Here is a 25,165-nt window from a genome sequence, read left to right as displayed (position 1 = left end):
GGCCTCGCCGTAACCCCCACGCCCCATGCATTTTTTGATTTCCCTCGGTAAATTCAATCCGCATGACTGCCACACAAGCAGACCTGCAGATCGACCGCCCCTCGGTGGCCGACGGGGCCGCGCTCTGGCGTATCGCCAAGGAATCCGGAAAACTCGACCTGAACTCCTCCTACAGCTATCTGCTGTGGTGCCGTGACTTCGCCGGCACCTCGGCGGTGGCGCGCGCGGAGGACGGGCGGGTCGTCGGGTTCGTCACCGGCTACGTCCGCCCGGAGGACCCGCACACCCTGCTGGTGTGGCAGGTGGCGGTCGACGCCGCGTACCGCGGCCGGGGCCTCGCCGCCGCGCTGCTCGACGGGCTGACCGCACGGCTCGCCGCCGAGCGCCCGGTCACCACCGTGGAGACCACCATCACCCCGGGCAACACCGCCTCGGAGCGGCTGTTCACCTCCTACGCCGCCCGGCACGGGGCGGCCCTCTCCCGCGAGGTGCTGTTCGGCGCGGGCCTGTTCCCCGACGGCCCGCACGACCCCGAAGTCCTTTACCGCATCGGCCCGTTGACCTCTGCCTGACCCCACCCCCCACACCGTCACACCGAGGAGCGTTTCGCCGTGACCATCACCCAGCCCGACCTCAGCGTCTTCGAGACCGTGGAGTCCGAGGTGCGCAGCTACTGCCGTGGCTGGCCCGTCGTCTTCGACCGCGCCCAGGGCAGCCGTATGCAGGACGAGGACGGCCATCAGTACCTCGACTTCTTCGCCGGCGCGGGGTCACTCAACTACGGCCACAACAATCCCGTTCTGAAACGGGCGCTGATCGACTATCTGATGCGCGACGGCGTCACCCACGGGCTCGACATGTCCACCGTCGCCAAGCGGTCCTTCCTGCAGACGTTCCAGGACCTGGTGCTGCGGCCGCGCGACCTGCCGTACAAGGTCATGTTCCCGGGGCCGACCGGCACCAACGCCGTGGAGTCCGCGCTGAAGCTGGCGCGGAAGGTGAAGGGGCGCGAGGCGATCGTGTCGTTCACCAACGCCTTCCACGGGATGTCGCTCGGCTCGCTCGCCGTCACCGGCAACGCCTTCAAGCGGGCCGGGGCGGGCATCCCGCTGGTGCACGGCACGCCCATGCCGTTCGACAATTACTTCGACGGCACGGTCCCCGACTTCCTCTGGTTCGAGCGGCTGCTCGAGGACCAGGGCTCCGGGCTGAACAAGCCCGCCGCGGTGATCGTCGAGACCGTGCAGGGCGAGGGCGGCATCAACGTCGCCCGCCCGGAGTGGCTGCGGGCGCTCGCCGACCTGTGCGAGCGCCAGGACATGCTGCTGATCGTCGACGACATCCAGATGGGCTGCGGCCGTACCGGGGCGTTCTTCTCCTTCGAGGAGGCCGGGATCGTCCCCGACATCGTCACCGTGTCCAAGTCCATCAGCGGCTACGGGCTCCCCATGTCTCTGTGCCTGTTCAAGCCCGAGCTGGACGTGTGGGAGCCGGGTGAGCACAACGGCACCTTCCGGGGCAACAACCCGGCCTTCGTCACGGCCACCGCGGCGCTCGAGACGTACTGGGCCGACGGCTCGGCCATGGAGAAGCAGACCCGCACGCGCGGCGAGCAGGTCGAGCAGGCGCTGGTCTCGATCACCGAGGAGAACCTCGCCGACGTCAAGGAGTACCGGGGCCGCGGCCTGGTGTGGGGCCTGGAGTTCCACGACAAGGCGCGGGCCGAGCGGGTGGCGCGGCGCGCGTTCGAACTGGGGCTGCTGGTCGAGACGTCCGGGCCCGAGAGCGAGGTCGTCAAGCTGCTGCCGGCCCTCACCATCACCCCCGAGGAGCTGGACGAGGGCCTCAGCGTCCTCGCCCGCGCGGTCCGCGAGACCGCCTAGCCGGACCGTCCCGTCCGGACGTCCCGGCAGACCACTGCAGCAGACCGTTTCCACGGACGGTCCCGTCGGACCGTCCCGTCGGACCGTCCCGTCAGGAGGAAGTACACCACCGTGATCGTCCGTTCGTTCAAGGACATCGAAGGCACCGACCGGCATGTGAAGGCGGCGTCCGGCACCTGGGAGAGCAAACGCATCGTCCTGGCCAGGGAGAGGGTCGGCTTCTCCCTCCACGAGACGATCCTCTACGCGGGCACCGAGACGTCGATGTGGTACGCGAACCACGTCGAGGCCGTCGTCTGCGTCGAGGGCGAGGCCGAACTCACCGACCACGAGACCGGGCGGACGTACACCGTCACGCCCGGGACCATGTACCTCCTCGACGGGCACGAGCGGCACACGCTGCGCGTCAAGGAGGACTTCCGCTGCCTCTGCGTGTTCAACCCGCCCGTCACCGGCCGGGAGGACCACGACGAGAACGGCGTCTACCCGCTGCTCACCGAGCCCGACGAGGTGTGACATCACCATGACCACCGTCGACGACACCACGGTCACCGATCTCTACCCCAGCCGCGGCACCGCCGAGGTGACCGTCCCCCGCCAGGACCCGGTCGTCTGGGGCGCCCCCGACGCGCCCGGCCCGTTCGTCCCGCTGGACCTCCAGTCGTTCGAGCGGGACGGCTTCGTCACCGTCGACCAGCTCCTCACCGACGACGAGGTCGCCGTCTACCGGCAGGAGCTCGACCGTCTGGTGACCGACCCGGCGATCCGGGCGGACGAACGGTCCGTCGTGGAGCCGAAGTCGAAGGAGATCCGGTCCGTCTTCGAGGTGCACCGCATCAGCGAGGTGTTCGCCGCCCTCGTGCGCGACGAGCGGGTCGTCGGCCGGGCCCGCCAGATCCTCGGCTCCGACGTGTACGTCCACCAGTCGCGGATCAACGTCAAGCCGGGCTTCGGCGCCAGTGGTTTCTACTGGCACTCGGACTTCGAGACCTGGCACGCCGAGGACGGTCTGCCGCGGATGCGGACGGTGTCCGTCTCGATCGCGCTGACCGAGAACCACGACACCAACGGCGGCCTGATGATCATGCCGGGCTCGCACAAGACGTTCCTCGGCTGCGCCGGCGCCACGCCGAAGGACAACTACAAGAAGTCGCTGCAGATGCAGGACGCGGGCACGCCCTCCGACGAGGCGCTGACCGAGATGGCCTCCGCGTACGGCATCAGGCTGTTCACGGGCCGCGCCGGTTCGGCGACCTGGTTCGACTGCAACTGCATGCACGGGTCCGGCGACAACATCACGCCGTTCCCGCGCAGCAACGTCTTCATCGTGTTCAACAGCGTGGAGAACGCGGCCGTGGAGCCGTTCGCGGCGCCGGTGCGCAGGCCGGAGTTCATCGGGGCGCGGGACTTCACGCCGGTGCGGTAGACGCCCTCCCAGGACACCGGGCCGGGCCCCTCGTGCGGTACGGGGGCCCGGCCCGGTCCTGTGCGGTCAGCCGGACAGCACGTCCAGCAGGCGGTCGACCTCCGCTGCCGTGTTGTACAGGTGGAAGGCCGCGCGCAGGTTGCCCGCGCGGTCGGAGACCTGGATGCCGGCCCTGCCCAGCTCGGGCTGGCGGTGGCCGAGTCCGGGCACCGAGACGATCGCCGACCCGGGGGCGGGCACGGGCTGGTGACCGAGCGTCGCGAGCCCGGCCCGGAACCGGTCGGCGAGGGACAGGTCGTGGGCCCGGACGGCGGCGACGCCGAGTTCCTCGATCAGATCGAGGGAGCGGCGCAGCCCCGCGAAGGTGAACAGGGCGTGGGTCAGGTCGAACCGCCGTGCGGAGTGGGCGAGTTCCGCCACCGGGCCGTAGCAGCTGTTCCACGGCTCCTCCGCCGCGACCCAGCCGGCCAGCAGCGGTGTCAGTCCGCCGAAGTCCTCCGGGACGACGAGGAAGGCCGCGCCGTGCGGGCCGAGCAGCCACTTGAAGGAGACGGACGCGGAGAAGTCGTGGGCGTCGGCGTCGATCGGCAGCCAGCCGGCGGCCTGGGAGTGGTCGACGTAGGTGCGCGCGCCGTGCGCCCGCGCCGCCTCGCGCAGGGCGGTCAGGTCGGCGATCCGGCCGTCCGCGGACTGGGCGGCGCTGACCGCGACGAGCGCGGTGCCCGGGCGGACGGACTCGGCGATCCGCTCCAGCGGCACCGCGCGCACCTTGAGGTCGCCGCGGACGTGGAACGGGTTCAGCACGGAGGTGAAGTCGTCCTCGGCGGTGAGGACTTCGGCGCCCGCCGGCAGGGAGGCGGCGATGACGCCCGTGTGCGCGGCGACCGAGGCGCCGAGTGCCACCCGGTCGGCCGGGACTCCGGCGAGCCGGGCGTAGGCGGCCCGGCAGGCCTCCACGTCCTCGTACAGCGACGTCAGCGGCCGGCCCTCGGCCCGCAGCACCGCGGCCTCGTGCAGGGCGGCCACGGTACGGGCCGGGAGCAGGCCGTTGCTCGCCGTGTTGAGGTAGGTGGTCTTCGGGGCGAACTCGGCGCGGACGAGGGTCTCGAAGGTCTCCATGGCTCCACTGTGGGGCCCGGAGAAGTAGAAGTCCATCGCGGATTCTTACGCGGTTCCCCTAAGGAATGCTTATGAATACGCCTTCACCTGCGGCTTGTCGCGTCCGGCCGCGCCGTCAGTGCTGCGGCACCGCGCACCCGTCCGGGCCGCAGGCCTCGCCGGTGCCCTGGTCGATCACGGTCAGCGGTGAGCGCTCGCCCCACGCCTGGGTCAGCGCCTGGGTGAAGACCTCGGCGGGCTGGGCGCCGGAGACGCCGTACGTGCGGTCGAGGACGAAGAAGGGCACCCCGGTGGCGCCGAGCTGGGCGGCCTCCCGCTCGTCGGCGCGGACCTCGTCGGCGTAGGCGGCGGGGTCGGCGAGCACCGTGCGGGCGGCCTGCGCGTCGAGCCCGGCTTCAACGGCCAGCTCCACGAGCCGCTCGTCGCCCTCGGTGAAGACGGACCGCTCCTCGGCGAAGTTCGCCCGGTACAGGATCTGGAGCAGCTCGTCCTGGCGGCCCTGCTCCTTGGCGAAGTGGAGGAGCCGGTGCATGTCGAAGGTGTTGCCGTGGTCGCGGTCCCGGGTGTGGTAGTCGAGGCCCTCGGCGGCGGCCTGGGCGCCGAGGTTCTCCTCGCCGGCCTGCGCCTGCGCCTCGCTCATGCCGTACTTCCGGGTGAGCATCGTGAGCACCGGCTGGACGTCCTCCTTGGCGCGGCCGGGGTCCAGCTCGAAGGAGCGGTGCACCACCTCGACCTCGTCGCGGTGCGGGAAGGCCTCGAGCGCCCTCTCGAAGCGGGCCTTGCCCACGTAGCACCAGGGGCAGGCGATGTCGCTCCAGATCTCGACGCGCATGTCTCGGCTCTCTCCAGTCGTACGGCTACGGAAGACGTCCTCCGGGCGGAGGCTCCCTCCGCCGGGTGCGTGAACGTTCAAACAGCTCGGTTCATTCCCCGCGCACCGGCAACCGCAGGAAGACGTGGTGGTCCCCTTCGGCCGGCGGGTGCTCCGGGTCGGGCACCCAGCCCTGACGTGCGGAGAAGGCCTGTGCGCGCCGGTTGTCGACGTGCACGTCGAGGACGGCCGTGGACCGGCCGTCGGCCCGCCAGTGCTCGACGCAGGCCTCGTGCAGGGCCGTGCCGAGGCCGGCGCGCCAGTGATCGGGGTCGACGTGGAACGGGAACAGCTTGACCCGGTCCGCCGAGGCCCCCTCCGGGGTGCGGAAGGAGGCGAGGGCGAGATCCGGCCCTGCTCGACGGCGCACAGCACCTGTCCGTCCGGCCGCTCGACGGCGCTCCGCCATGCGGCGGGCCGGTCGACGCCGTCGTCGGGGAGGCCGTCCGGGTAGTACGTCGCCCTGGCCCGTCGGTGCAGGGCGGCGACGGTCTCCGCCTCGGCGGGCAGGACGGTGCGGATCACGCGTTCCCGGTCACACGTCGGCTGATCACGCAACGGAGGACGTGACCTCCTCCGCTCCGGTTCCGGAGCAACCGGACCGGCGGCCCCACCGGCACCGACGGCCGCGCTCAGCTTCCGTCGCGCAGGTCGTCCGGCCACTTCGGCCGGAACTCCAGGTGGTCGTAGGTCACGACGCACCCCTCCCCCATCGGCGACTGGGTCATGAAGCCGACCAGGGCCGCGCCCGTCTCCTCCTCCTCGCCCAGCGTGAACAGCCGCACGAAGGTCCAGCGCTCGCCGTCCCGGGAGGCGTGGAAGGCGAAGGCACGCCCGGTGCGGCTCACCCGCAGCCAGACGGAACTCCCGTCCACGGTGAAGGAGTTGGCGTCGTCGGAGTGCCCCCGGGTGACCACCGTGCAGACGGTGGGCACGTCCGGGGAGTTCTCCAGACAGAGCTTGGCCCAGGCGCGTTCACCGACGTGGACGTAGAGGACGCCCGCGTCGAAGGCCCCGTTGAACCCCACGGTGACCCGCGCGATGAGCTGGAAGTCCCCCTCGGGCGCCCCGAGCAGCCGGGGCGCGTCGGTGGCGGGCTCCAGCGCCTCCCCGGTGGGCGGCACGAACCGGTCCTGGCGGGGCCCGGCCCATCCGGTGAGGACACCGCCTTCGTAGGACCAGTTCCCGTCGGGTCCGTAGGTGCGGAGCGGGAAGGGGAGTTCGGGGAGTTCGACGTCCATTGCGCGAGTCTCTCAGGCCGGGGACAGCTTGCCTTGCCGGGGGTGCGGGCCGTACGGCACGCGGCTGCGCCGCGTGGGCGCGACCGGCCTCGACCGGCGCGCGCCCCGCGCACGGCGGCGCTACCGCTCGAGTCGCCCGTTGAACCGCCGCGGCAGCCCCAGCTCGTTCTCGTCCCGCAGCTCCACCGGCAGCAGGGCCTGCGGGGCGTTCTGGTAGACCACCGGCCGCAGCCACCGCTCGATGGCGGTCCCGCCCACCGAGGTCGAGGTGGACGTCGTGGCCGGGTACGGCCCGCCGTGGTGCTGTGCCGGAGCGACGGCGACGCCCGTCGGCCAGCCGTTCACCAGCACGCGCCCGGCGAGCGGCGTCAGCTCGGCGAGGATCTCCGCGCCGCGTCCCTCCCCGGCCGCCTCCTCCTCGGACAGCTGGACCGTCGCCGTGAGGTTTCCGGGCAGCCGCGAGAGCACGGCCTTGACCTCCCCCTCGGACTCGTAGCGGGCCACGACGGTGACCGGCCCGAAGCACTCCTCCAGCAGCAGGTCGTACTCGCCCTCCGCCGCCAGCCGGGCCGCCGGCACGCTCAGGAACCCGGCGCTGACGGTGTGCTCGCCGCCCGCACCCGGCGTCACCGGGGACTCCACGTCGGGCAGTTCCGCGCGCTCGGCGACTCCGGCGATGAAGTTGTCCCGCATGCGGTGGTCGAGCAGCACGCCCGCGTCCGTGTCGCTGACGGCGTCCGTCAGCGACTTGACCAGGCCGTCGCCGGCGGCGCCGGAGGGCACCAGCACCAGTCCCGGCTTCACGCAGAACTGCCCGACGCCCAGCGTCATCGACCCGGCGAGCCCGGCGCCGATCGCCTCGGCGCGCTCGGCGGCGGCCGCCTCCGTCACCACGACGGGGTTGAGGGAGCCCAGCTCGCCGTGGAACGGGATCGGCACCGGCCGGGCCGCCGCCGCGTCGAACAGCGCGCGCCCGCCCCGGATGGACCCGGTGAAGCCCGCGGCGGCGATCAGCGGGTGCTTGATGAGCTCGACGCCCGCCTCGAAGCCGTGGACGAGACCGACGACGGCCTGGTCGATGCCGTGCTCGGCGGCGGCCGCGCGCAGGACGTGGGCGACCAGCTCGGACAGGCCCGGGTGGTCGGGGTGGGCCTTGACGACGACCGGGCAGCCCGCGGCGAGCGCGCTCGCGGTGTCGCCGCCGGCGACGGAGAAGGCGAAGGGGAAGTTGGAGGCCGAGTAGACGGCGACGACGCCCAGGGGCACCTTGTAGCGGCGCAGGTCCGGGACGGGCGGGGTGGCGGTGTCGTCGGGGTGGTTGATGACGACGTCGAGGAAGGCGCCCTCGTCGACGATGTCCGCGAAGGCGCGCAGCTGGTAGCAGGTGCGGGCGAGTTCACCGGTCAGCCGGACCGGGCCGAGCGCGGTCTCGGCGTCGGCGACCTCGACGAGCTGGTCCTTGGCCGCCTCGAGGCGGTCGGCGGCGGTGCGCAGGAAGGCCGCGCGGACGGTGCGGTCGGCGAGGGCCTCGCGCGTGGTGTGCGCGGCACGGACGACGGAGTCCACCTCCTGGGCCGTGGCCTCCACCGCAACCTGTTCACGCTGCTTCCCGGTTCGGGGGTCGACACTCCAGACTGGTGCTGCTGCCACCGCGGGTTCCCTCCACGTTTGTTGCCGCAATGCCGTATACGCAATGCCGCAGTCCTTACGTCACCACCAGGGTCGTTCGATATACTGAACGCCGTCTCTGATGGTGAATATGCTGTTGGAGACTATTTCCCGTCGAACGAAGGGGTCAAGGGCGATGTCGGCTGGCGAGACGGGGGGCGGGGCGCAGGTCAAGTCCGCGGTGCGGACGGTTGAGCTGCTGGAATACTTCGCCGGCCGCCCCGGCATGCACTCCCTCGCGTCGGTCCAGGAGGCCGTCGGCTATCCCAAGTCCAGTCTCTACATGCTGCTGCGCACCCTCGTGGAGCTGGGCTGGGTGGAGACGGACGCGACCGGCACGCGCTACGGCATCGGTGTGCGGGCCCTGCTGGTGGGCACCTCCTACATCGACGGCGACGAGGTGGTCGCGGCCGCCCGTCCGACGCTGGACCGCCTCTCCGACGACACCACGGAGACCATCCACCTGGCCCGTCTGGACGGCACCAACGTCGTCTACCTCGCCACCCGCCAGTCCCAGCACTACCTGCGCCCCTTCACGCGGGTCGGCCGACGCCTCCCGGCCCACTCGACCTCCCTCGGCAAGGCGCTGCTGAGCACCTACACGGACGAGCAGGTCCGCAAGCTGCTCCCGGAGACGCTGCCCGCCCTCACCGAGCACACGATCACGGACCGCGAGAAGCTCATCGAGGAACTGCACCAGGTGCGCGAGCAGGGCTTCGCCGTGGACCGCGAGGAGAACACGCTCGGTCTGCGCTGCTTCGGCGTGGCGATCCCGTACCGCACCCCGGCGCGGGACGCGATCAGCTGCTCGGTGCCGGTGGCCCGGCTGACCCCCGCGCACGAGCAGATGGTGAAGGACGCGCTGTTCGACGCGCGCGACCGGCTCACCCTGGCGACCCGGAGGCTCTGAACGGTGCACGTGGTACTGCGTGAGGTCCACGACAGCGACCTGCCGGTCTTCTACCGGCAGCTCAACGATCCGGAGGCCCTCCGGATGGCCGCCTTCACCCCGGAGGACCCGGCCGACCGGAACGCCTTCGAGGACCGCTGGAAGCGCATAAGGTCCACTTCCCTGGTCCGCACGATCCTGGCCGACGGGGACGTGGTCGGCAACGCGGCGGTGTACGGGGAGCCCGGCGAGCGCGAGGTCACCTACTGGGTGGACCGCGCCTACTGGGGGCGGGGCGTGGCGACGGCCGCGCTGCGCGGGCTGCTGGCCGAGGTGCCGGAAAGGCCGCTGTACGCGCGCGCGGCGGCGGACAACGCCGGCTCGCTGCGCGTGCTGGAGAAGTGCGGGTTCCGGGCGACGACGCTGGCCACGGGGTACGCCCCCGCGCGCGGGGAGGAGATCGAGGAGGTCGTCCTCCTCCTGGAGGCCTGACGGGGCCGTAGATGAACGGACGATGAGAAAGCGGGCGGACGGGAACGATTCCCCTCCGCCCGCTCGTCTTCCCGGACGTCATGAACAAGACGATCAGGCGCGCCTCGGTCTTCGCGCTGCTGCTGGTGCTCGCCCTGCTGGTGCGGGCGACGTGGGTGCAGTTCTACGAGGGCCGGGCGCTGGCGGACGACACGGACAACCGGCGCAACGCGATCGAGACGTACGCGGAGCCCCTCGGAAACATCATCGTCGCGGGGAAGGCGATCACCGGCTCGGCGGTGACGACGGACAGCGACCTGAAGTACCGGCGCACGTACACGGACGGCGAGTTGTACGCGGCGGTCACGGGCTACGCCTCGCAGAGCTACGCCCCCACCCAGCTGGAGGGCGTCTACGCGGACCTGCTCAACGGCACGGACAGTCGGCTGAGGACCGTGATGGACACGGTCACCGACCAGCGGGCCGACCCGGGCGACGTGGTCACGACGATCGACCCGGACGTGCAGAAGGCGGCCTACGACGCGCTCGGTGACACCAAGGGCGCGGCCGTGGCGATCGACCCCGCGACCGGCAGGATCCTCGCGGTCGTGTCGACGCCGTCGTACGACCCGTCGTCGCTCACCGACGCCAACACGGCCGGTACCGCCTGGAAGAAGCTCACCACGGACGCGGACAAGCCGCTGGTCAACCGCGCGCTGCGGCAGCCGCTGCCGCCGGGCTCGACGTTCAAGCTGGTGGTGGCGGCGGCCGCGCTGGAGGACGGGCTGTACGCGTCGGTGGACGAGAGGACGGACAGTCCCGACCCCTACACGCTGCCGGGCACGAGGACGGTCCTGCGCAACGAGAACACGTCGGCGCCCTGCGAGAACGCGTCGATCCGGGTCGCCCTGCAGTACTCCTGCAACAACGTCTTCGCGCGCATGGCGGTCCAGCTCGGACAGGACAAGGTGCGGGCGATGGCCGAGAGGTTCGGCTTCGACGACGAGACGCAGGACGTGCCGGTGCGGGCCTACACGAGCGTGTACCCGTCGGACATGGACGAGTCGTCGACCGCGCTGACCGGTATCGGCCAGTACGACGTGACGGCGACCCCGCTCCAGATGGCCATGGTCTCCGCGGCCATAGCCAACGACGGCAAGCTGGTCTCGCCGCACATGGTCTCGCAGATCACCGACAGCAACGGCGACGTCCTGACGGACTACGACGAGGAGGCCGGGACGACACGGGTCGTCAGTTCCGGCACCGCCGAGCAACTGCGGTCGGCGATGCGGACGGTCGTCGAGAAGGGCACGGGCACCAACGCACTGATCGACGGCGTCACCGTCGGCGGCAAGACGGGCACCGCCCAGCACGGCGAGAACAACAGCAAGACGCCGTACGCGTGGTTCACGTCGTACGGCGGGGCCGACGGCAAGGAGGTCGCCGTGGCGGTGGTGGTGGAGCAGTCGGACGCGGCGAGGTCGGAGGTCAGCGGTAACGGACTGGCGGCGCCCGTGGCCAAGGCCGTCATGAAAGCAGCGCTGCGGTAGCGCCGTAAGGGGCGGGGCCGTGTCGGTGTGCGGCCCCGCGGCACGGGCGCGACCGGCCACGACGACGTCGCACCGGTCGCGCGCCGTTCCTCACTTGACGCCGAGAACCTGCTCGATCGGGTCGATCGCGAAGTACACCACGAACAGCGCCGAGGCGCCCCACAGCAGCCAGTGGACCTCCTTGGCCCTGCCCAGCACCGTCTTGATCACCACGTAGGCGAGGAAGCCCGCGCCGATGCCGTTGGTGATGGAGTAGGTGAACGGCATCACGGCGATCGTCAGGAACGCGGGGATGGCGATCTCGTAACTGTCCCAGTCGATGGACTTCACCTGGGTCATCATCAGGAAGCCGACGGCGACCAGCGCGGGGGCCGCCGCCTGCAGCGGGACGATGGTGAGCAGCGGGGTGAGGAACAGGGCGAGGGCGAACAGGCCGCCGGTGACCAGGTTGGAGAAGCCGGTGCGGCTGCCCTCGCCGACGCCGGCCGCCGACTCGATGTAGGAGGTGGCGGAGGAGGACGAGGCGGCGCCGCCCGCGACCGCCGCCGCGCCGTCGATGAGCAGCACACGGCCCAGGTGGGGCACCTTGCCGTCCTCGTCGAGGAGGTCGGCCTCGGCGCTGACGCCGACGACCGTGCCCATGGTGTCGAAGAAGTCGGACAGGATCAGCGTGAAGACGAGCAGGACGACCGTGATGACGGTGGTCTCCCCGAACGCGCCGAACAGGCTGAAGTGACCGAGCAGTCCGAAGTCGGGGGTGTCGACGACCTTGTCGGGCCACTCGGGCGTGGTCAGGCCCCACGACTCGACGTCCGCGACCGAGTTGACGACGATCGCGACGAGGGTCATCGTCACGATGCTGATGAGGATGGCGCCCTTGACCTTCCGGGCGAGCAGCCCGATGGTCAACAGCACGCCGAGGCAGAACACGAGGATCGGCCACCCGGTGAGGGTTCCCGAGCCGCCGAGCTGGACCGGGACGGTGGTGTTCGCGGCGTCGGGGATACGGCTGACGAAGCCGGCGTCGACGAAGCCGATGAAGGCGATGAACAGGCCGATGCCCACGCTGATCGCCTGCTTGAGCGGCTGCGGGATGGCGTGCATGACGGCCTCGCGCAGGCCCGTCACCACGAGCACGCAGATCAGCAGGCCTTCGAGGACGATGAGGCCCATCGCGTCGTCCCAGCTCATCAGCGGGGCGATCTGGAAGGCGACGACCGCGTTCAGGCCGAGGCCCGCGGCGAGCGCGAGGGGCAGGTTGCCGCCGACGCCCATGATGATCGTCATGACGGCGGCCACCAGGGCGGTGGCGGTGGTGAGTTGGACGGGGTCCAGGGACTCCCCGAACTTGTCCTTGGCGCTGCCCAGGATGATGGGATTCAGGACAAGGATGTAGGCCATCGTGAAGAACGTGGCGAAGCCGCCGCGTATCTCACGGCCGAAGGTCGATCCCCGTTCGGAGATCCTGAAGAACCGGTCGACGCTGTTCACCGCCGGGGGCGCCGTACTTGGCCGGTCGATCGCCTTCTTCGTCTCGGACATGACAGAACTCCTCGTGGCCTGGTCGATCGGTGTGCGGATGCTGGCTGGATTGTTCCCCCGCTGAACCTGTTTCAGGTTTTCGCCGTGTTACGGAATCGGGTGCGCACTACGTTCGGACCACCACACAGCGTTCGAACCCCCGTACCAAACCAAGCGGTCGATCACTGCTACGCTCCCGATCTCGTCCCGCCCCCCTCCCCGGGACATCCTCATGTCATTCACATGACACGCACAGCAGGCGCCCCGGCGGGTGCCGGAAGTCATCGAGAAGAGGTCACCCGTGGGCACAGTCGTCGACGACGCCGCCTCCGTGGAGTTCCATGCCTTCTTCGAACGCCACTACGCCGAACTGTCCCGGCTCGCCCACCTCTTGACCGGCGAGGCGGACACGGCCGACGACCTGGCCGCGGACGCGCTGCTGGCGTTGTGGCACCGCTGGGACCGGGTGCGCGCGGCCGACCATCCGGTGGCGTACGCACGCGGCGTCGTCGCCAACCTGGCCCGCACCCGCATCCGCAGTGCCGTCCGCGAACGCCGCAGGATCTCCCTGTTCTGGTCGCAGCGCGAGGAGAAGACGGAGAACCCCGATGTGGCGGGCGTTGTGGACGTGCGGTCGGCGCTGCGTAGACTCCCCTTCCGCAAACGGGCCTGCGTGGTGCTCCGGCACGCCTTCGACCTCTCGGAGAAGGACACCGCGCTCGCCCTGGGGGTCTCGGTGGGTACCGTGAAGAGCCAGACCTCGAAGGGAATGGCCGAGTTGCAGAAGCTGCTCGGCGCTCAAGGTGCCCCGCAGAAGGTGCACGCCGTGATGGCGGTGCGCACCGGTGAAGCCGGAGGGAGGGACCGATGACGATGCAGCGGGACGTGCACGACGAGCTGCGCGCCCGGCTGCACGAGGCGGCCGAGGCGCACCAGCCGGACCGCGAGCGGATCCTCGCCCGGATCGAGCGCGGCATGGCGGGACAGGAACGGATCGATCACCGGGCGACACGTCCGCTCCTGTGGGGCTGGGCGCGGATCGCGAGTGCCACGGCCGCGGTCGCGGGCATGCTCGCGGTCGGCGGCTACGCGGTGGCGTCCGCGGTGAAGGACGACGCCCCGCCGCAGCAGACGGTCGCCGTCTCGCCCGCACCGGTGGAGTCCCCGGACGCCACGAGCCGCCCGCCGGCCTCCCCGAAGGCGACGCCGACCACCGGCGGCGGGGCGCAGGAGCCGGACGAGCCGAGCGGTCCCCCGGCGCGGACGGAGCAGTCGACGCCCTCCGCGCCGCCCGCGGCCGACCTGCTGCCGGTCCTCGACGACACCGAGGACGGCCCGCTGTGGTCGGACGGCTCGGTGGACCCGCACAGCAACGACTTCTGGGCGCAGAGCAACATCACGTTCAAGACGTCCGAGCAACTCACCGCGCTGACCGTGCAGGTGAGGATCGCGCAGACCGGCGGGGTGTCCTCGACGGGCGCCTGGCGCTCCCTGCCCGAGGACGACTTCGACTTCACGGTCGCCGAGCGGGACGGCTTCCTCGTCTACACCTGGGTGCTCAAGGAGGGCCGTACGGTCCCGAAGGGCGAGTGGGTGTTCGCCGGGCAGTACGACCACGACCGGGGCGGCCGGGACGCCAAGGACGACAGCTACACGATCGAGGTCACGTCGGACGGCCGGGGCAGCGTTGTGGGCGGTGACTTCGCGGCCCAGGACGACGACGAGGGCGACTCGTAGGGAAGTCCCGTAAAAAGTTCCCGCAGAGGCGGCAACCCTTTCCTCACCGGTGGCGACCCCATCACGCACGAGTCACCACCCACTTGAGGAATCGGTACATGACTGCACCGGCAGAACCGCGCGTCCGGCACCGCCGCAAGGTCACCAAGCGGCGGGCGCTGATCGCCGGATCCGCCGCCCTGGCCCTCTCCGGCGCGGCGGTCGTCACCACGACGATGCTCTCGTCCGCGGGCGCCGCGTCCACCTGGCCGACGGCCGACGGCAGCAAGGCCGTCTCCTCGACGATCAAGGTGTCTGGCACGTACGACGGCAAGCTGCAGAAGTTCTACGGCACCGGCGCCCTGGGCGGCAGCGGGCAGGACGAGGGCCAGGATCCCGTCTTCGAACTGGCCGACGGCGCCGTCCTGAAGAACGTGATCATCGGGACGCCGGCCGCGGACGGCGTCCACTGCAAGGGCTCCTGCACGCTGCAGAACGTGTGGTGGCTGGACGTCGGCGAGGACGCGGCCAGTTTCAAGGGCAAGTCCTCGTCGTCGGTGTACAAGGTCATCGGCGGCGGCGCGAAGAACGGCGCCGACAAGGTGCTGCAGTTCAACGGCGCCGGCAAGCTGGTCGTGACCGGCTTCCGGGTGGAGAACTCCGGCAAGCTGGTCCGCTCCTGCGGCAACTGCAAGACGCAGTACAAGCGCACGATCGTGCTGAGCGACATCGACGTCGTCGCGCCGCTGAAGGCGATCGTCGGCGTGAACGCCAACTACGGCGACACCGCCACGCTGTCGAAGATCCGCATCCAGGGCGACAGCAAGAGGAAGACCAAGACGTGCGTCCGCTTCCAGGGCAACAACACCGGTAAGGAGCCGAAGGAGCTGGGCACCGGCGCCGACGGAACCACCTGCACGTTCTCTTCGTCCGACATCACCTACAAGTGATCGGGACCTGCCGGCCGGAGCCCCTCTCCGGCCGGCAGAACGCCCCCGCCGGTGCTCACCGGCGGGCGGTTCGCTGTGCTCACCGTGCCGTACGGCTGGTCCATCGTCGAGCCGATGGTCGTCGAGCCCGTGGTAAGGAAGGTCGTCGCCGGCAGCGAGCCGTCCGCTGCGCGGGCGCCGTACGCGGTGGTCGCGTCCGTCGACCTGAAGGGGGGCGTCGCCACCCCGCTGTCCCAGTTGTTGGCCGCGGAGACGGTCGACGGCCCCAGCCGGGACGCTCCGCCCTCGTTGCCCACCGCGAGGTTCCGGGCCGGCCGGGCCTTCCCCGTGGCGAAGGAGAAGCCCGCCTCCGCGTTGGCGTAGGCCGTGTTGCGGTTCAGGGCGATCGCCCCGGTGTTGGAGTTCTCGGTGAACCCGTTCAGCGTGTTGTCCCAGGCCGCGTTGTTGTTGACGACGTGCGCGACGGCGACGCCGCCACCGCCCAGCTTGAACCCGTTGCCGTTGCCCTCGAAGGCGGAGTCGTTCCACCGGTTCCTGCCGTTGCCGAAGGCCCACGAGTGCTCGACGGTGACCGGCGTGGAGAACTGCCACAGGTCGAGCCCGTCGTCGGAGTTGTCGTACAGACGCGCCCGTCGCGCCGATGGTCGTGCCGCGCTTCGTCGTGCGGGGGGCGGATCACAGGACGCGGTCGAGCCAGCCGAAGACCTCGTCCTGCATGTGGTCGACGAAGACATGGCCGAGGTCGGGCCAGGTCCTCAGGTGCAGCCGCCGCTCGGCGTGGCGGGAGCGCCAGACGGCGCGCAGCTTGTCGTGGGCCACGCGGACGCCGTCGGCGGGGAACAGCGGATCGAGACCGCCGTTGAAGAAGAGCATCGGCCTGGGGGCGGCGATGCTCGCCACGTCGGGGAAGTCGAGGTGGCGGGGAAGCCCCGGGTGCAGCATGTAGTAGGCGGACTGGCCGCGCAGGGTGTTGTTGCCCGGGACCATCATCTCCTTGAGCCCGGTCATCCAGCAGACGGCGGCCGCGGCGGCGACGTCGTCGCTGAGCGCCGCCGTCTGCCAGGCCCTGAAGGCGCCCATGGAGAAGCCGACGGCCGCGATCCGCCGCCGGTCCACCCGGTCGAGCCGGGCGAGGAAACCGGCGGCGCGGGCGTCCTCACGGGCCATGAGACCGGCCAGGGAGGAGCCCAGGTGGTAGAAGTTGCCGGCCAGGGCCTGCTGCTGGTCGTAGGCGAGGGGTCCCCGGTCGCCCCAGCCCAGGGCGTCGGCGGCCAGGACCACGTATCCCCGCCGGGCCAGTTCGTCGCCGACGAACCGTCCGCTGAAGTACTTCTCCGTCCACGCCCGGGCGGAGGCGAGCCGTGTGGCGTCGTACCAGGGGCGGACCAGCTTCTCCTTGCCGATGTCGAACCTCGCCCCGTGGTCGTGCAGGAGGAGCACGGCCGGGAAGGGGCCGGGGCCGTGCGGGGTGAGGAGGGCGGCGCGGACGCGTTCGTGCCGGGTGAGGGAGAGGGTCACCAGTTGCCGGGTGTAGCCGTCCGCTTCGGTACGTTCCCCGAACTCGGGGGCGTACGGGGTCGCGTCCTCCCGGTCGACGATCAGCGCCTCCTCGACCTGGGCGCGGGCCGCCCGGCGCCAGGCGCGGAAGTCGCGGATCGGGGAGGTGCCCCAGGCCAGCGGGAAGGTCAGCGCGTCCTTCAGCGCGGGGTGGAAGTCGGGCAGCGGTCCGTCCACCACGGCCGCCTCCGCACCGGTCGCCGCTCCTCCGGCCAGCAGAGCGGCCCCCGTCCCGACGACGAACGCCCGCCGTCCCACCGGCTCACGGACGCTCATACGGCCTCCAGTCCCCGAGGTAGGTCCGCCGGGTGTGCACGGCCGCCTCGGCCGCCGACAGCTGCGGCCTGTTGGCCGGCTCGGAGATCGTCGCGCCGGGACCGCAGTTGGCGTGCTCGCGGAACCGCATGGTCGGCCAGGGGTACGCGTCCCGCATGTTGGTGTACGGGGTGACCGCGTCGATGCCGGGGCCGATCCAGGTGTCCCGCACGACCAGCGAGGGCCAGGCGGTCGTCTCGTACGACGGCACCCACGGACGGGCCAGCTTGTACGCCCCGTCCTCGGCGCCGGAGGTGATCCGGCCGCGCACGGCGAGGAAACCGTAGGGGTTGGCGCGGGCGGTGGCGGGGGCGAAGACCATGCCCTTCGGTGTGAAGGTCACGTCGCGCTGGAGGGTGTGGAAGTGACAGGCGTCGAAGACGGCCCGCGCCCGCCCGAAGACGAAGTCGACGTCTCCCTCGATGTGGCAGCGGCGGTAGTACTGCCGGTCGAAGGCGTCCAGGGCGGTGGTGTCCGCGAACAGGGTGTCCTGGTGGGCCAGGAAGCGCACGTTGTCGAAGTGCGAGCGGTCGCCCGTGACGTACGCGGCCACCGCCTGGGTGCCGGTGATGTCGGGGTGGTCGGCGCGCAGCCAGTCGTTGGCGAGGGTGAGGTCGCGGACGGTGAGGCCGGGGGCGGCGGAGGTGAAGGTGGCGGAGCCGGCGGTGCCGTACGTGGTGCCGTCGGGCTTCTTCGTGCCGTTGGCGTTGTCGTACACCAGGACGGCGGCCCGGGGGTCGCGGCAGGCGCCTCGCAGGGTCAACTCCGCCTTGTCGGCGGGGATGTCGACGACCTCGCGGTAGGTGCCGGGATGCACGACGATCGTCCAGCCGGGCCCGTCGGCCCGGTTCACGGCGGCCTGGACGGAGTCGCCGGGGCGGACGTGCAGGACCCGGCGGGGCGCCGCGTGGGCGGGCGGCGCCACCGTCAGGCTGCCGACGGCGGCGAGGCCGGCGAGGAGGGTGCGCCTGCGCATGTCAGCAGGCCCCCTTCCAGGGCTCCCAGTCGCCCAGGTAGGCCTCGCGGGTCGCCGACGCGGCCTGCTCGCGGGTGAGCTGGGGCCGGTTCTCCGGGACCGTGATCCGGGCGCCCGGCCCGGTGTTGCGGTACTCGGCGAAGCGCTGGTTCTGCCACGGGAAGGAGGCCGACATGTCGGTGTAGGGGGCGACCGCGTCGATGCCGGCGTCCAGGTGGGTGTCGCGGACGGTGAGCATCGGGCGGGCGGTGGTGTCGGAGCTGGGCACCCAGGGGCGGGCCAGCTTGTAGAAGGCGTCCGGCGCGCCGCTCGAGACACGGCTCCTCGTCACCAGGTAGCCGCGCGGGTTGGCGCCGGCCGTGGAGGGGGCGAAGACGAAGCCGTAGGGGGCGGAGGCGAGGTCGGTGCGGGTCAGGGTGTGGAAGTGGCAGTGGTCGAAGACGGCGGTCGCCCGCCCGAAGACGAAGTCGACGTCCCCCTCGGCGTAGCAGTGGGAGAAGTACTGCCGGGCGAAGACGCCCAGGGACATGGAGTCGGCGTAGAGGGTGTCCTGGTGGCCGAGGAAGCGGCAGTGATGGAAGGCGGACCGGTCGCCCTGAACCTTGATCGCGACGGCCTGGGTGCCCGCGATGCCGGGGTGGTCGGCGCGCAGCCAGTCGTTGGCGAAGGTGATCCAGCGGGCGGTGAAGCCGTCGGCCTGCACGGTGGTGGTGGCCGACCCGGTGGTGCCGTAGGTGCCGCCGCCGGGCTTGGGGGTGCCGGCCGCGTTGTCGTACACGATCACCACGTCCCGCGGGTTCTCGGAGGCGCCGATCCAGGTGGCCTGCGTGCGGGTGGCGTCGACGGCGACCGTCTCGCGGTAGGTGCCGGGGGCGAGGACGAGGGTCCAGCCGCTGCCGGCGGCCGCGGCCACGGCGGCCCGGACCGAGGTGTGGTCGCCGCGTCCCTGCGCGTCGACGTACAGGGTCTGCGGGGTGAGACGGGCGGACGGCGAGCCGTAGCGGCCGAACGGGCGCGTCGGGTGGGTGGCGGCCCGGGCGGCGGGCGTGGCCAGGAGCCCGAGGGCGGCGCCCGCACCGGCGCTCGCCGTCAGGAATCCCCTGCGGGACAGGGGACGTCGGGGGTGGGACGAGGGCATGCGGGTGCTCCTTGTTCTACGTGCGGCTCGTCAGACGGGGTTCCTCGGGGGTGGGGGGTTGCGGGGGTTGCGGGGATCGGGGGTTGCCGGGGGTTGCCGGGCCGGGGCGACGGCCCCGGCCCGCACACGAGGGGGCGGTCAGCAGATCTTCCCGGCACCGGCGCGAGCGCCGACGATCCCGGGGACGGCCTTCGCCGGGTCGACCTTGGTGCGCAGGGTCGGCGTCCAGCCCGCGCCGGACTGGAGGGTCTCGGCGGGGATCTCCGCGTTGTGCACGGCGATCAGGTCGACGGCCCTGCCGTTGACGCGGTTGCCGTCGGCGGTCAGGGGCGCCTCGCTCCACTTCTTCAGCACCTTGGCCGCGCTGATGCCCTTCGGCAGCGTGAACGCGTTGTGCTGGGCGACGAGCTGGGACTCCTTGCCGATGCCGAAGCTGTAGGCGTAGGAGTCGTCGGCGACGAAGTGGTTGTTGTAGACGTCGACCTGCCCGAACCGCACCCGCGGCGCGCGCTCCACCAGGTTCGAGAACAGGTTGTGGTGGAAGGTGACCTTCAGCTTGCCGCGGTCGCCCACCGCCGTGGACTCGCTGTCGCTGTTGCCGATCAGGATCGTCTTGTCGTGCTCGGTGAAGACGTTCCAGGAGGCGGTGACGTAGTTGGAGCCGCGGACGACGTCGAGCTCGCCGTCGTGCTGCTGGTAGAGCATGCCGAAGTAGGTGGGCGCGGCGCTGTCGGGGTGGGAGCCGTCGGTGAAGGTGTTGTGGTCCAGCCAGACGTGGGTGGAGCCGTAGACGACGGCGGTGTCGTATTCGGAGTTCCAGTTGCCGTTCGAGCCGTCGGTCGGGTCCCACTGCGGGAAGCAGTCGACGGGGCTCTCGAAGGTGAGGTTGCGGACGATGACGTTGTCGACGGCCTTGATCTGCAGGCTGGCGCCCTTGAATCCGGCGTTCCTGCCCACGCCGACGATGGTGGTGTTGGCGGGGATGTTCGCCTTGATGGCCTTGTCCTGGTTGGCGGCGGAGGCCCGGCGCAGCCCTTCGGGACTGTCGTCGGGCTCGGCGCTCAGGTCGGTGTCGAGGCCCCAGGTCTCCGGCGCGTACGTCGCGAGATAGGCGTCGAAGTCGTAGCCGGGGACGGCGAACGCCTCGCACCCGTCGGCGACGGCGTCGATGACGCCCTTCACCTTGATGATCTTCGGCGCGCTGCCGCCGGCGGCGAGGGCGGCCTTGAACTCGGCCCAAGTGGTGACGGTGTACACGTGGTCGGCGTCGGCCGCGGCCCCGCCGGTGGTGCCGGTCCCGTAGGACGCCCAGCCGTCGCCGGCCGGGAGGGTCTGCCGGGCGAGGTCACGCGGGGACTGCGCCTGGGCCGTGGTGCCGGTGACCGTCAGCGCGAGGGCGGTGCAGCCGACCACGGCCGCGCTTGTGACATGCCCATGCCATCTCTGTGCGTTCATTGTGCGGCTCTCTCTCGACGGAGAAGGGGGGTGGTGGTTACGCGGCGGCCGGCGGCCAGGTGATCCAGGACTCCGGGATCTCCGCGTCGAGCCGGCGCACGTCCCGGGGCGCCAGCACCCGGCGGCGCAGCAGCTCGGTGGCGACGAGCCGGGCCACGGCGATCGCGCCCGGCGGATTGAAGTGCGTGTTGTCCTGCTCGGTCTCGGTCCAGTTGAAGTACGTCTTCGTGGCCTCGGCCCCGAGCCTCTGCCACAGCGCCAGCGACAGCGCCTGGAGGTCGAGCAGGGCCACGCCCTCCTCCTCCGCCAGCGCGCGCATCGCCGCCGGATAGTCGCCGTGACTCGGCACGGCGTTGCCCGCCGTGTCGAACCGCCGCCGCTCGACGGGCGTCAGCAGGACCGGCCGCGCTCCACGGGCCCGGGCGCCGTCGACGTACAGCCGCAGGTAATCCTGGTACGTCGTCCAGGGCTCGGTGTAGCGCGTCGGGTCGGTGGTCTTCTCGTCGTTGTGCGCGAACTGGACGAGCAGGAAGTCACCCGGCCGGATCGAGGCGAGGATGACGTCGAGCCGCCCCTCGTCGACGAAGCTCTTCGAACTCCGTCCGTTCACCGCGTGGTTGGCGACGGGCCGGTCCTTGTGGAGGAAGAAGGGGAGCGCCATGCCCCACCCGGTCTCGGGCGCGGCGTCGGCGAACTTCTGGGCGGCGGTGGAGTCGCCGGCGATGTAGAGGGTGCGGGGGCGGCCGGAGGAGGCGCGGGCGGGAGTGGCGGTGGCCGCGACGCCGAGCGGAAGGGCGGCAACGGCCGCGGTGGCGACTTGTCTGCGCGTGAGCGACACGAACGTGCACCTTTCGACAGGGGGAAGGTGTGCTGGCTGAGGGGCGCGGGGCCGCATCGACGTGCGGCTCGGCCGCGGGGGGCTCGATCGACCGGGGACGGCCCGCGTCCTGCGACGGAAGGGACCGCCCCGCGGCGACACCCGGCGAGCTCAGCCGTTCTGCTGCTTCCACTCGGCCTGGGCCTCGTTCAGCTGGTCGGCCAGCGTGTCCAGGAACTCCTTGGCACTCATCTTCCCGAGCAGCACCTTCTGGAAGTTCGGCTCGTTGTCCGCCTTGGAGATCGTGTTCCAGTCCGGCAGGTAGTACGGCAGCTGCACGATCGTCGTCGACCCGTCCGTCAGCGCCTGCGCGGCCAGCTTCGTCGGCTCGGCCTTGGAGATCCAGGCGTCCGACGCGGCCTCGTTGTTGGCCGGCACCTGCCCGGCCGACTCGTTGAACTTGGAGTTCTCCGCCTTCGAGAGGGCGAACTCGATGAACTTCCAGGCGGCTTCCTTGTTCTTCGAGCTCTTGAACAGCCCGAGCCCGTCGACAGGGTTGGACACCTGGACCCGTTTGCCGTCGGCGCCCGTCGGCTGCGGGATGCCCCGGAACTTGTCGACGCCGAGCGCCTTCACGTGGTCCTGGTAGGAGCCCAGGTTGTGGTTGAGCATGCCGATGGTGCCGGAGTCCCACTGGGCGACCATCTTGGTGAAGTCGTTGTTGAGGTCGGCCGCCGGGGTGACCTTCTTGTAGAGACCGGCGTACTTCTCCAGCGCCGCCACGTTCTTCGGGTCGTTGACCGTGGTCTTGTCACCGTTCCAGAACGAGGTGATCCCGCTCTGTCCGTACATCGCGTCCAGCGCCTGCGCGATGGATCCGGCGCCGCCGCGGATGGTGTAGCCGAACGCGTTCTTCTTGGCGTCGGTGAGCTTCTCCGCCGCCTCGTAGAACTTGTCCCAGGTCGTCGGCTCCTCCAGGCCCGCCGCCTGGAACAGGTCGGTGCGGTAGTAGAGGACACCGTTGTTGGCGGAGGTCGGGATCGAGTACAGGGTGCCGTCTCCGCCGCCGGAGGCCTTGAGCACCTTGACCATGTCCTCGTTGAGCTTGCCGTTGAGGGCGGACTTGCCGAGCCGGTCGTCGAGCGGCTCGAGGGCGCCCTGCGCGGAGAAGCCGGCGAGCATCGCCGCGCCGACGCCGCCGACGTCCGGCAGGCCGCCGCCCTGGATGGCGGTGTCGACCTTGGACTGGTACTCGGTGGAGGCGATGCCGACGTACTCGACGTCGATGTCCGGGTTGGCCTTCTCGAAGTCGGCGATGATCTCCTTCCAGATGTCGGTGCGGACACCGCCGTTGTTGTCCCAGAAGACGATCTTGCCCTTGCCGCTGCCCTCGGAACCCTTGTCGCCACCGGCGCCACTGCCGTCGTCACCGCAGGCGGTGGCGGTCAGGGTGAGCGCGGCCCCCAGGGCGACAGCCGTGGCGGCGCGCCTGCTTCTGCGGATGCTGATCTTCATTGGTCGGCTCTCTTCTTCTGGATCCAACTGACTGTGAAGGTGTGGGGGTTCAGTGGTGGCGGGCGTACGGGGCCCAGCCGTCCGTGCCCTCGAGGTAGTGCGCGACGGTGTGGGTCCGGGCGTCGGCGTCGCTCATCTGCGGCCGGTCCGCGGTCACGGCCGCTCCCGGCCCGTGGTTCCGGTACTCGGCGAACCGCGCGTCCTTCCACGAGAACCCGCTCATGTCGGTCCACGGCGCGGACTTGATCGCGGCCGGCAGCTCCGTCTCCCGGATCAGGACCTGCGCCACGGCCGCCGGCTCCCCGCCCGGATGCCAGGGCCGTCCGAGGTGGAACGTCCCCTCCGGCGCGTCGCTCACGATCCTCGACCGGGTGATCAGGAACCCGTACGGGTTGCCCGTCCAGGTCGAGGCGGCCGTGACGTAGCCGTTGTTGGTGGCGGAGCCACGGCTCAGCGCCCGGATCACCGACCGCTCGATGACGGTCGTCGCCCGCCCGTAGACGAAGTCGACGTCGCCCTCGATGTAGGAGTCGCGGATGTAGACCCGGCTGATGACGTCCAGCTTGGGGCTGTCGGTCATCAGGGTGTCCTGGTTGCCCAGGAAGGCGGTGTTCTCGAAGACGATCCGGTCACCGGTCGTCTTCACCGCCAGCGCCTGCTCGCCGTTCAGCTCGTGCGCGGCCTCGTCGAAGTCGTTGCTGAAGGTGAGGTTGCGGGCGGTGACGTCGCTCGCGGCGATCCGCACGGTGGCGCTGCCGGTGGAACCGCCGTACGCCGCGGGCGTGTCGTAGACGATGACGGTGTCCGAGCGTTTCTGTCCAGTCCCCTGCAGGGAGATGTTCGGCTTGGTCGCCGGGACGAACACCTTCTCGCGGTAGGTGCCGGGCGCGACGGCGACGGTCACGGGCAGCGCGTTGCCCTCGGGCACGGCGTCCACGGCCGCCTGGACGGTCGGGTAGTCCGCCGGGACCCGCAGCGTCACCGCGTCGCCGATCCGCTTCTGCGGGCCGGAGAACCGCGTCACCAGCGCGGGCACGGCCGCCGCCGGGTCCAGCCGGTAGGAATAGAAGTCCCTCGGGTCGAAGGCGGCGCCCCACTCGTCGTGCCGGCCCGTCGTGTTCCTCAGGATCGAGCCGCGCTCCACCAGCTCCGCGGTGGCGTCGGCCTGGTACGGGTGCTGGACGTCCCGGTAGTAGCTGTTCTCGATGACCATCTTCGTCCGGCCGCGCGACCAGTTCCCGTACGTCCACACCGGGTCGTCCGGGTCCGCCTGTGCCGTCAGGTAGTTGTTGTAGAGGTGCGCGTAGGCGGCGTTGTCGACGGACGGGTTGCGCTGCTTGGTGTGGGAGAACAGGTTGTGGTCGATGGTGATCTGGGTCTTGACGTCGGTCGTCCAGCCGAGGCCGAAGGTCTTGTTGTTGTTCTCGAACCGGTTGTAGGAGACGGTGACGTACTCGCTGTTCTTGCGGACGTCGAGCTGGCCGTCGCAGATGTTCGAGAAGCGGTTGTGGTCGACCCACACGTGGTGGACGGTGTCCATCTGGATGCCGTCGAAGTCGGTGTCCTTGCAGTCCCAGTTGCCCTCGACGGCCGAGTCACGGATCGTCAGGTTGCGGATGATCACGTTGTGCGTGCCGGGGTCGAGGTGCAGCTCCCCGTGCACGATCTCGCCGGTGTCGCCGACGCCGACGACGGTCTTGTTCGAGGTGACGGCGATCTCCGCGCCGAAGGGCTCGACGGCGATGGAACCGGCGACCCGGATGACGTACGGCTCCTCGGCGGCCGCGTACTTCGCCAGCGAGGCCTGGTCGGTCACCGTGACGACCTTGCCGCCGGCGCCGCCGGTCGTGCCGCCGGCCAGGGAGGCGAAGCCATGGGCACGGTCGGACCACCGGGGGGCGGCGGCGGGGGCGGGGGCGGACGGCGGCGCCGCGTGCGCCTCGCCGACCGCGCCGAGGCCCAGTGCGGCGACCAGGCCGGCCACGGCGGCCATCACGACACCCGGGCGCAGGGTCGCCCCCGCTCTCGGCAAGCGCTTGCTCCGGAAGTGCGTCATTGCGGCTCCCAACAGGCGTACTGGTGCGACG

23 protein-coding genes and 1 pseudogene are annotated in these 25,165 nt (G+C 71.0%); 10 read left to right on the top strand and 14 right to left on the bottom strand.

Annotation, left to right across the window (positions count from 1 at the left end; translation table 11 throughout):
• Positions 1–62 precede the first annotated feature (62 nt).
• The 4 genes from ectA to thpD all read left to right on the top strand — a co-directional run bounded on the left by ectA (position 63) and on the right by thpD (position 3,309).
• Entirely contained in the window at positions 63–572 is a 510-nt protein-coding gene (gene ectA, locus ACIHAR_RS22415; RefSeq protein ID WP_365462623.1) for a diaminobutyrate acetyltransferase, read from the top strand.
• A gap of 39 nt (positions 573–611) precedes the next feature.
• Positions 612–1,883 (top strand): diaminobutyrate--2-oxoglutarate transaminase, encoded by a 1,272-nt coding sequence (gene ectB / locus ACIHAR_RS22410; protein ID WP_400021277.1) that lies wholly within the window; start codon positions 612–614, stop codon positions 1,881–1,883.
• Between the two features lie 111 nt (positions 1,884–1,994).
• Positions 1,995–2,399, top strand: coding sequence for an ectoine synthase (locus ACIHAR_RS22405; protein WP_400021275.1), 405 nt, complete (start codon positions 1,995–1,997; stop codon positions 2,397–2,399).
• A gap of 7 nt (positions 2,400–2,406) precedes the next feature.
• Positions 2,407–3,309 carry an ectoine hydroxylase gene (gene thpD, locus ACIHAR_RS22400; RefSeq protein ID WP_365462629.1) on the top strand — a complete coding sequence of 301 codons (903 nt, stop codon included), beginning with the start codon at positions 2,407–2,409 and terminating at the stop codon, positions 3,307–3,309.
• A gap of 66 nt (positions 3,310–3,375) precedes the next feature.
• Here thpD and ACIHAR_RS22395 read toward each other — a convergent pair whose 3' ends face one another.
• From ACIHAR_RS22395 to ACIHAR_RS22375, 5 genes are all read right to left on the bottom strand, one after another.
• Positions 3,376–4,428, bottom strand: a complete 1,053-nt coding sequence (locus tag ACIHAR_RS22395; protein WP_365462779.1) for an aminotransferase class V-fold PLP-dependent enzyme — start codon at positions 4,426–4,428, stop codon at positions 3,376–3,378.
• 115 nt (positions 4,429–4,543) lie between these two features.
• Complete coding sequence (locus ACIHAR_RS22390; RefSeq protein ID WP_400021273.1) at positions 4,544–5,260, bottom strand: DsbA family oxidoreductase; 717 nt, start codon at positions 5,258–5,260, stop codon at positions 4,544–4,546.
• Between the two features lie 91 nt (positions 5,261–5,351).
• Positions 5,352–5,669 carry a GNAT family N-acetyltransferase gene (locus ACIHAR_RS22385; protein WP_400021271.1) on the bottom strand — a complete coding sequence of 106 codons (318 nt, stop codon included), beginning with the start codon at positions 5,667–5,669 and terminating at the stop codon, positions 5,352–5,354.
• Positions 5,670–5,931: 262 nt separating this feature from the next.
• The gene (locus ACIHAR_RS22380; protein ID WP_384650442.1) at positions 5,932–6,540 is read right to left on the bottom strand and encodes a DUF1349 domain-containing protein; all 609 of its coding nucleotides are present in this window, start codon (positions 6,538–6,540) and stop codon (positions 5,932–5,934) included.
• Between the two features lie 120 nt (positions 6,541–6,660).
• Positions 6,661–8,190 carry an aldehyde dehydrogenase (NADP(+)) gene (locus tag ACIHAR_RS22375; RefSeq protein WP_365462634.1) on the bottom strand — a complete coding sequence of 510 codons (1,530 nt, stop codon included), beginning with the start codon at positions 8,188–8,190 and terminating at the stop codon, positions 6,661–6,663.
• Between the two features lie 154 nt (positions 8,191–8,344).
• Between ACIHAR_RS22375 and ACIHAR_RS22370 the strand changes: the two genes are divergently transcribed.
• The 3 genes from ACIHAR_RS22370 (at position 8,345) to ACIHAR_RS22360 (ending at position 11,118) form a co-directional block, all read left to right on the top strand.
• Positions 8,345–9,118 carry an IclR family transcriptional regulator gene (locus tag ACIHAR_RS22370; protein WP_365462636.1) on the top strand — a complete coding sequence of 258 codons (774 nt, stop codon included), beginning with the start codon at positions 8,345–8,347 and terminating at the stop codon, positions 9,116–9,118.
• 3 nt (positions 9,119–9,121) lie between these two features.
• Positions 9,122–9,589 carry a GNAT family N-acetyltransferase gene (locus ACIHAR_RS22365; RefSeq protein ID WP_400021267.1) on the top strand — a complete coding sequence of 156 codons (468 nt, stop codon included), beginning with the start codon at positions 9,122–9,124 and terminating at the stop codon, positions 9,587–9,589.
• Between the two features lie 80 nt (positions 9,590–9,669).
• Entirely contained in the window at positions 9,670–11,118 is a 1,449-nt protein-coding gene (locus ACIHAR_RS22360; RefSeq protein WP_400021265.1) for a peptidoglycan D,D-transpeptidase FtsI family protein, read from the top strand.
• A gap of 90 nt (positions 11,119–11,208) precedes the next feature.
• Here the strand turns inward: ACIHAR_RS22360 and ACIHAR_RS22355 are convergent, their stop codons facing one another.
• Positions 11,209–12,660 carry an NCS2 family permease gene (locus tag ACIHAR_RS22355; RefSeq protein WP_400021263.1) on the bottom strand — a complete coding sequence of 484 codons (1,452 nt, stop codon included), beginning with the start codon at positions 12,658–12,660 and terminating at the stop codon, positions 11,209–11,211.
• Positions 12,661–12,940: 280 nt separating this feature from the next.
• Here ACIHAR_RS22355 and ACIHAR_RS22350 point away from each other — a divergent pair, with 280 nt between their 5' ends.
• The 3 genes from ACIHAR_RS22350 to ACIHAR_RS22340 all read left to right on the top strand — a co-directional run bounded on the left by ACIHAR_RS22350 (position 12,941) and on the right by ACIHAR_RS22340 (position 15,305).
• Positions 12,941–13,510: a SigE family RNA polymerase sigma factor gene (locus ACIHAR_RS22350; protein WP_400021261.1), complete on the top strand. Its 570-nt coding sequence runs from the start codon at positions 12,941–12,943 to the stop codon at positions 13,508–13,510.
• Entirely contained in the window at positions 13,507–14,376 is an 870-nt protein-coding gene (locus tag ACIHAR_RS22345; RefSeq protein ID WP_365462646.1) for a hypothetical protein, read from the top strand. Before ACIHAR_RS22350 ends, ACIHAR_RS22345 begins: the two co-directional genes overlap by 4 nt.
• 98 nt (positions 14,377–14,474) lie before the next feature.
• Positions 14,475–15,305: a pectate lyase gene (locus ACIHAR_RS22340; RefSeq protein WP_365462648.1), complete on the top strand. Its 831-nt coding sequence runs from the start codon at positions 14,475–14,477 to the stop codon at positions 15,303–15,305.
• A gap of 98 nt (positions 15,306–15,403) precedes the next feature.
• Here the strand turns inward: ACIHAR_RS22340 and ACIHAR_RS22335 are convergent.
• From ACIHAR_RS22335 to ACIHAR_RS22300, 8 genes and pseudogenes are all read right to left on the bottom strand, one after another.
• Positions 15,404–15,934 (bottom strand): annotated as a pseudogene (locus tag ACIHAR_RS22335) (pectate lyase); the annotation flags it as partial.
• Between the two features lie 46 nt (positions 15,935–15,980).
• Positions 15,981–17,138, bottom strand: a complete 1,158-nt coding sequence (locus ACIHAR_RS22330; RefSeq protein ID WP_400021258.1) for a dienelactone hydrolase family protein — start codon at positions 17,136–17,138, stop codon at positions 15,981–15,983.
• Positions 17,125–18,153, bottom strand: coding sequence for a pectinesterase family protein (locus tag ACIHAR_RS22325; RefSeq protein ID WP_400021256.1), 1,029 nt, complete (start codon positions 18,151–18,153; stop codon positions 17,125–17,127). The genes ACIHAR_RS22330 and ACIHAR_RS22325 overlap by 14 nt, the downstream gene beginning before the upstream one ends.
• Position 18,154: 1 nt before the next feature.
• On the bottom strand, positions 18,155–19,291 hold the full coding sequence (locus ACIHAR_RS22320; protein WP_400021254.1) for a pectinesterase family protein: 1,137 nt from the start codon (positions 19,289–19,291) through the stop codon (positions 18,155–18,157).
• 138 nt (positions 19,292–19,429) lie between these two features.
• Entirely contained in the window at positions 19,430–20,746 is a 1,317-nt protein-coding gene (locus ACIHAR_RS22315) for a polysaccharide lyase family 1 protein (RefSeq protein ID WP_400021252.1), read from the bottom strand.
• Between the two features lie 37 nt (positions 20,747–20,783).
• Entirely contained in the window at positions 20,784–21,584 is an 801-nt protein-coding gene (locus tag ACIHAR_RS22310; protein ID WP_365462656.1) for a rhamnogalacturonan acetylesterase, read from the bottom strand.
• A 150-nt stretch (positions 21,585–21,734) separates the two neighbouring features.
• On the bottom strand, positions 21,735–23,078 hold the full coding sequence (locus ACIHAR_RS22305; RefSeq protein WP_400021250.1) for an ABC transporter substrate-binding protein: 1,344 nt from the start codon (positions 23,076–23,078) through the stop codon (positions 21,735–21,737).
• Positions 23,079–23,127: 49 nt separating this feature from the next.
• Positions 23,128–25,134 (bottom strand): pectinesterase family protein, encoded by a 2,007-nt coding sequence (locus tag ACIHAR_RS22300; RefSeq protein WP_365462660.1) that lies wholly within the window; start codon positions 25,132–25,134, stop codon positions 23,128–23,130.
• Between the last annotated feature and the right edge of the window lie 31 nt (positions 25,135–25,165).

This window comes from Streptomyces sp. NPDC052016, assembly GCF_044548445.1.
In the GTDB taxonomy this organism is placed as follows: domain Bacteria; phylum Actinomycetota; class Actinomycetes; order Streptomycetales; family Streptomycetaceae; genus Streptomyces.
This window is presented reverse-complemented; position numbering and strand designations above follow the sequence as displayed.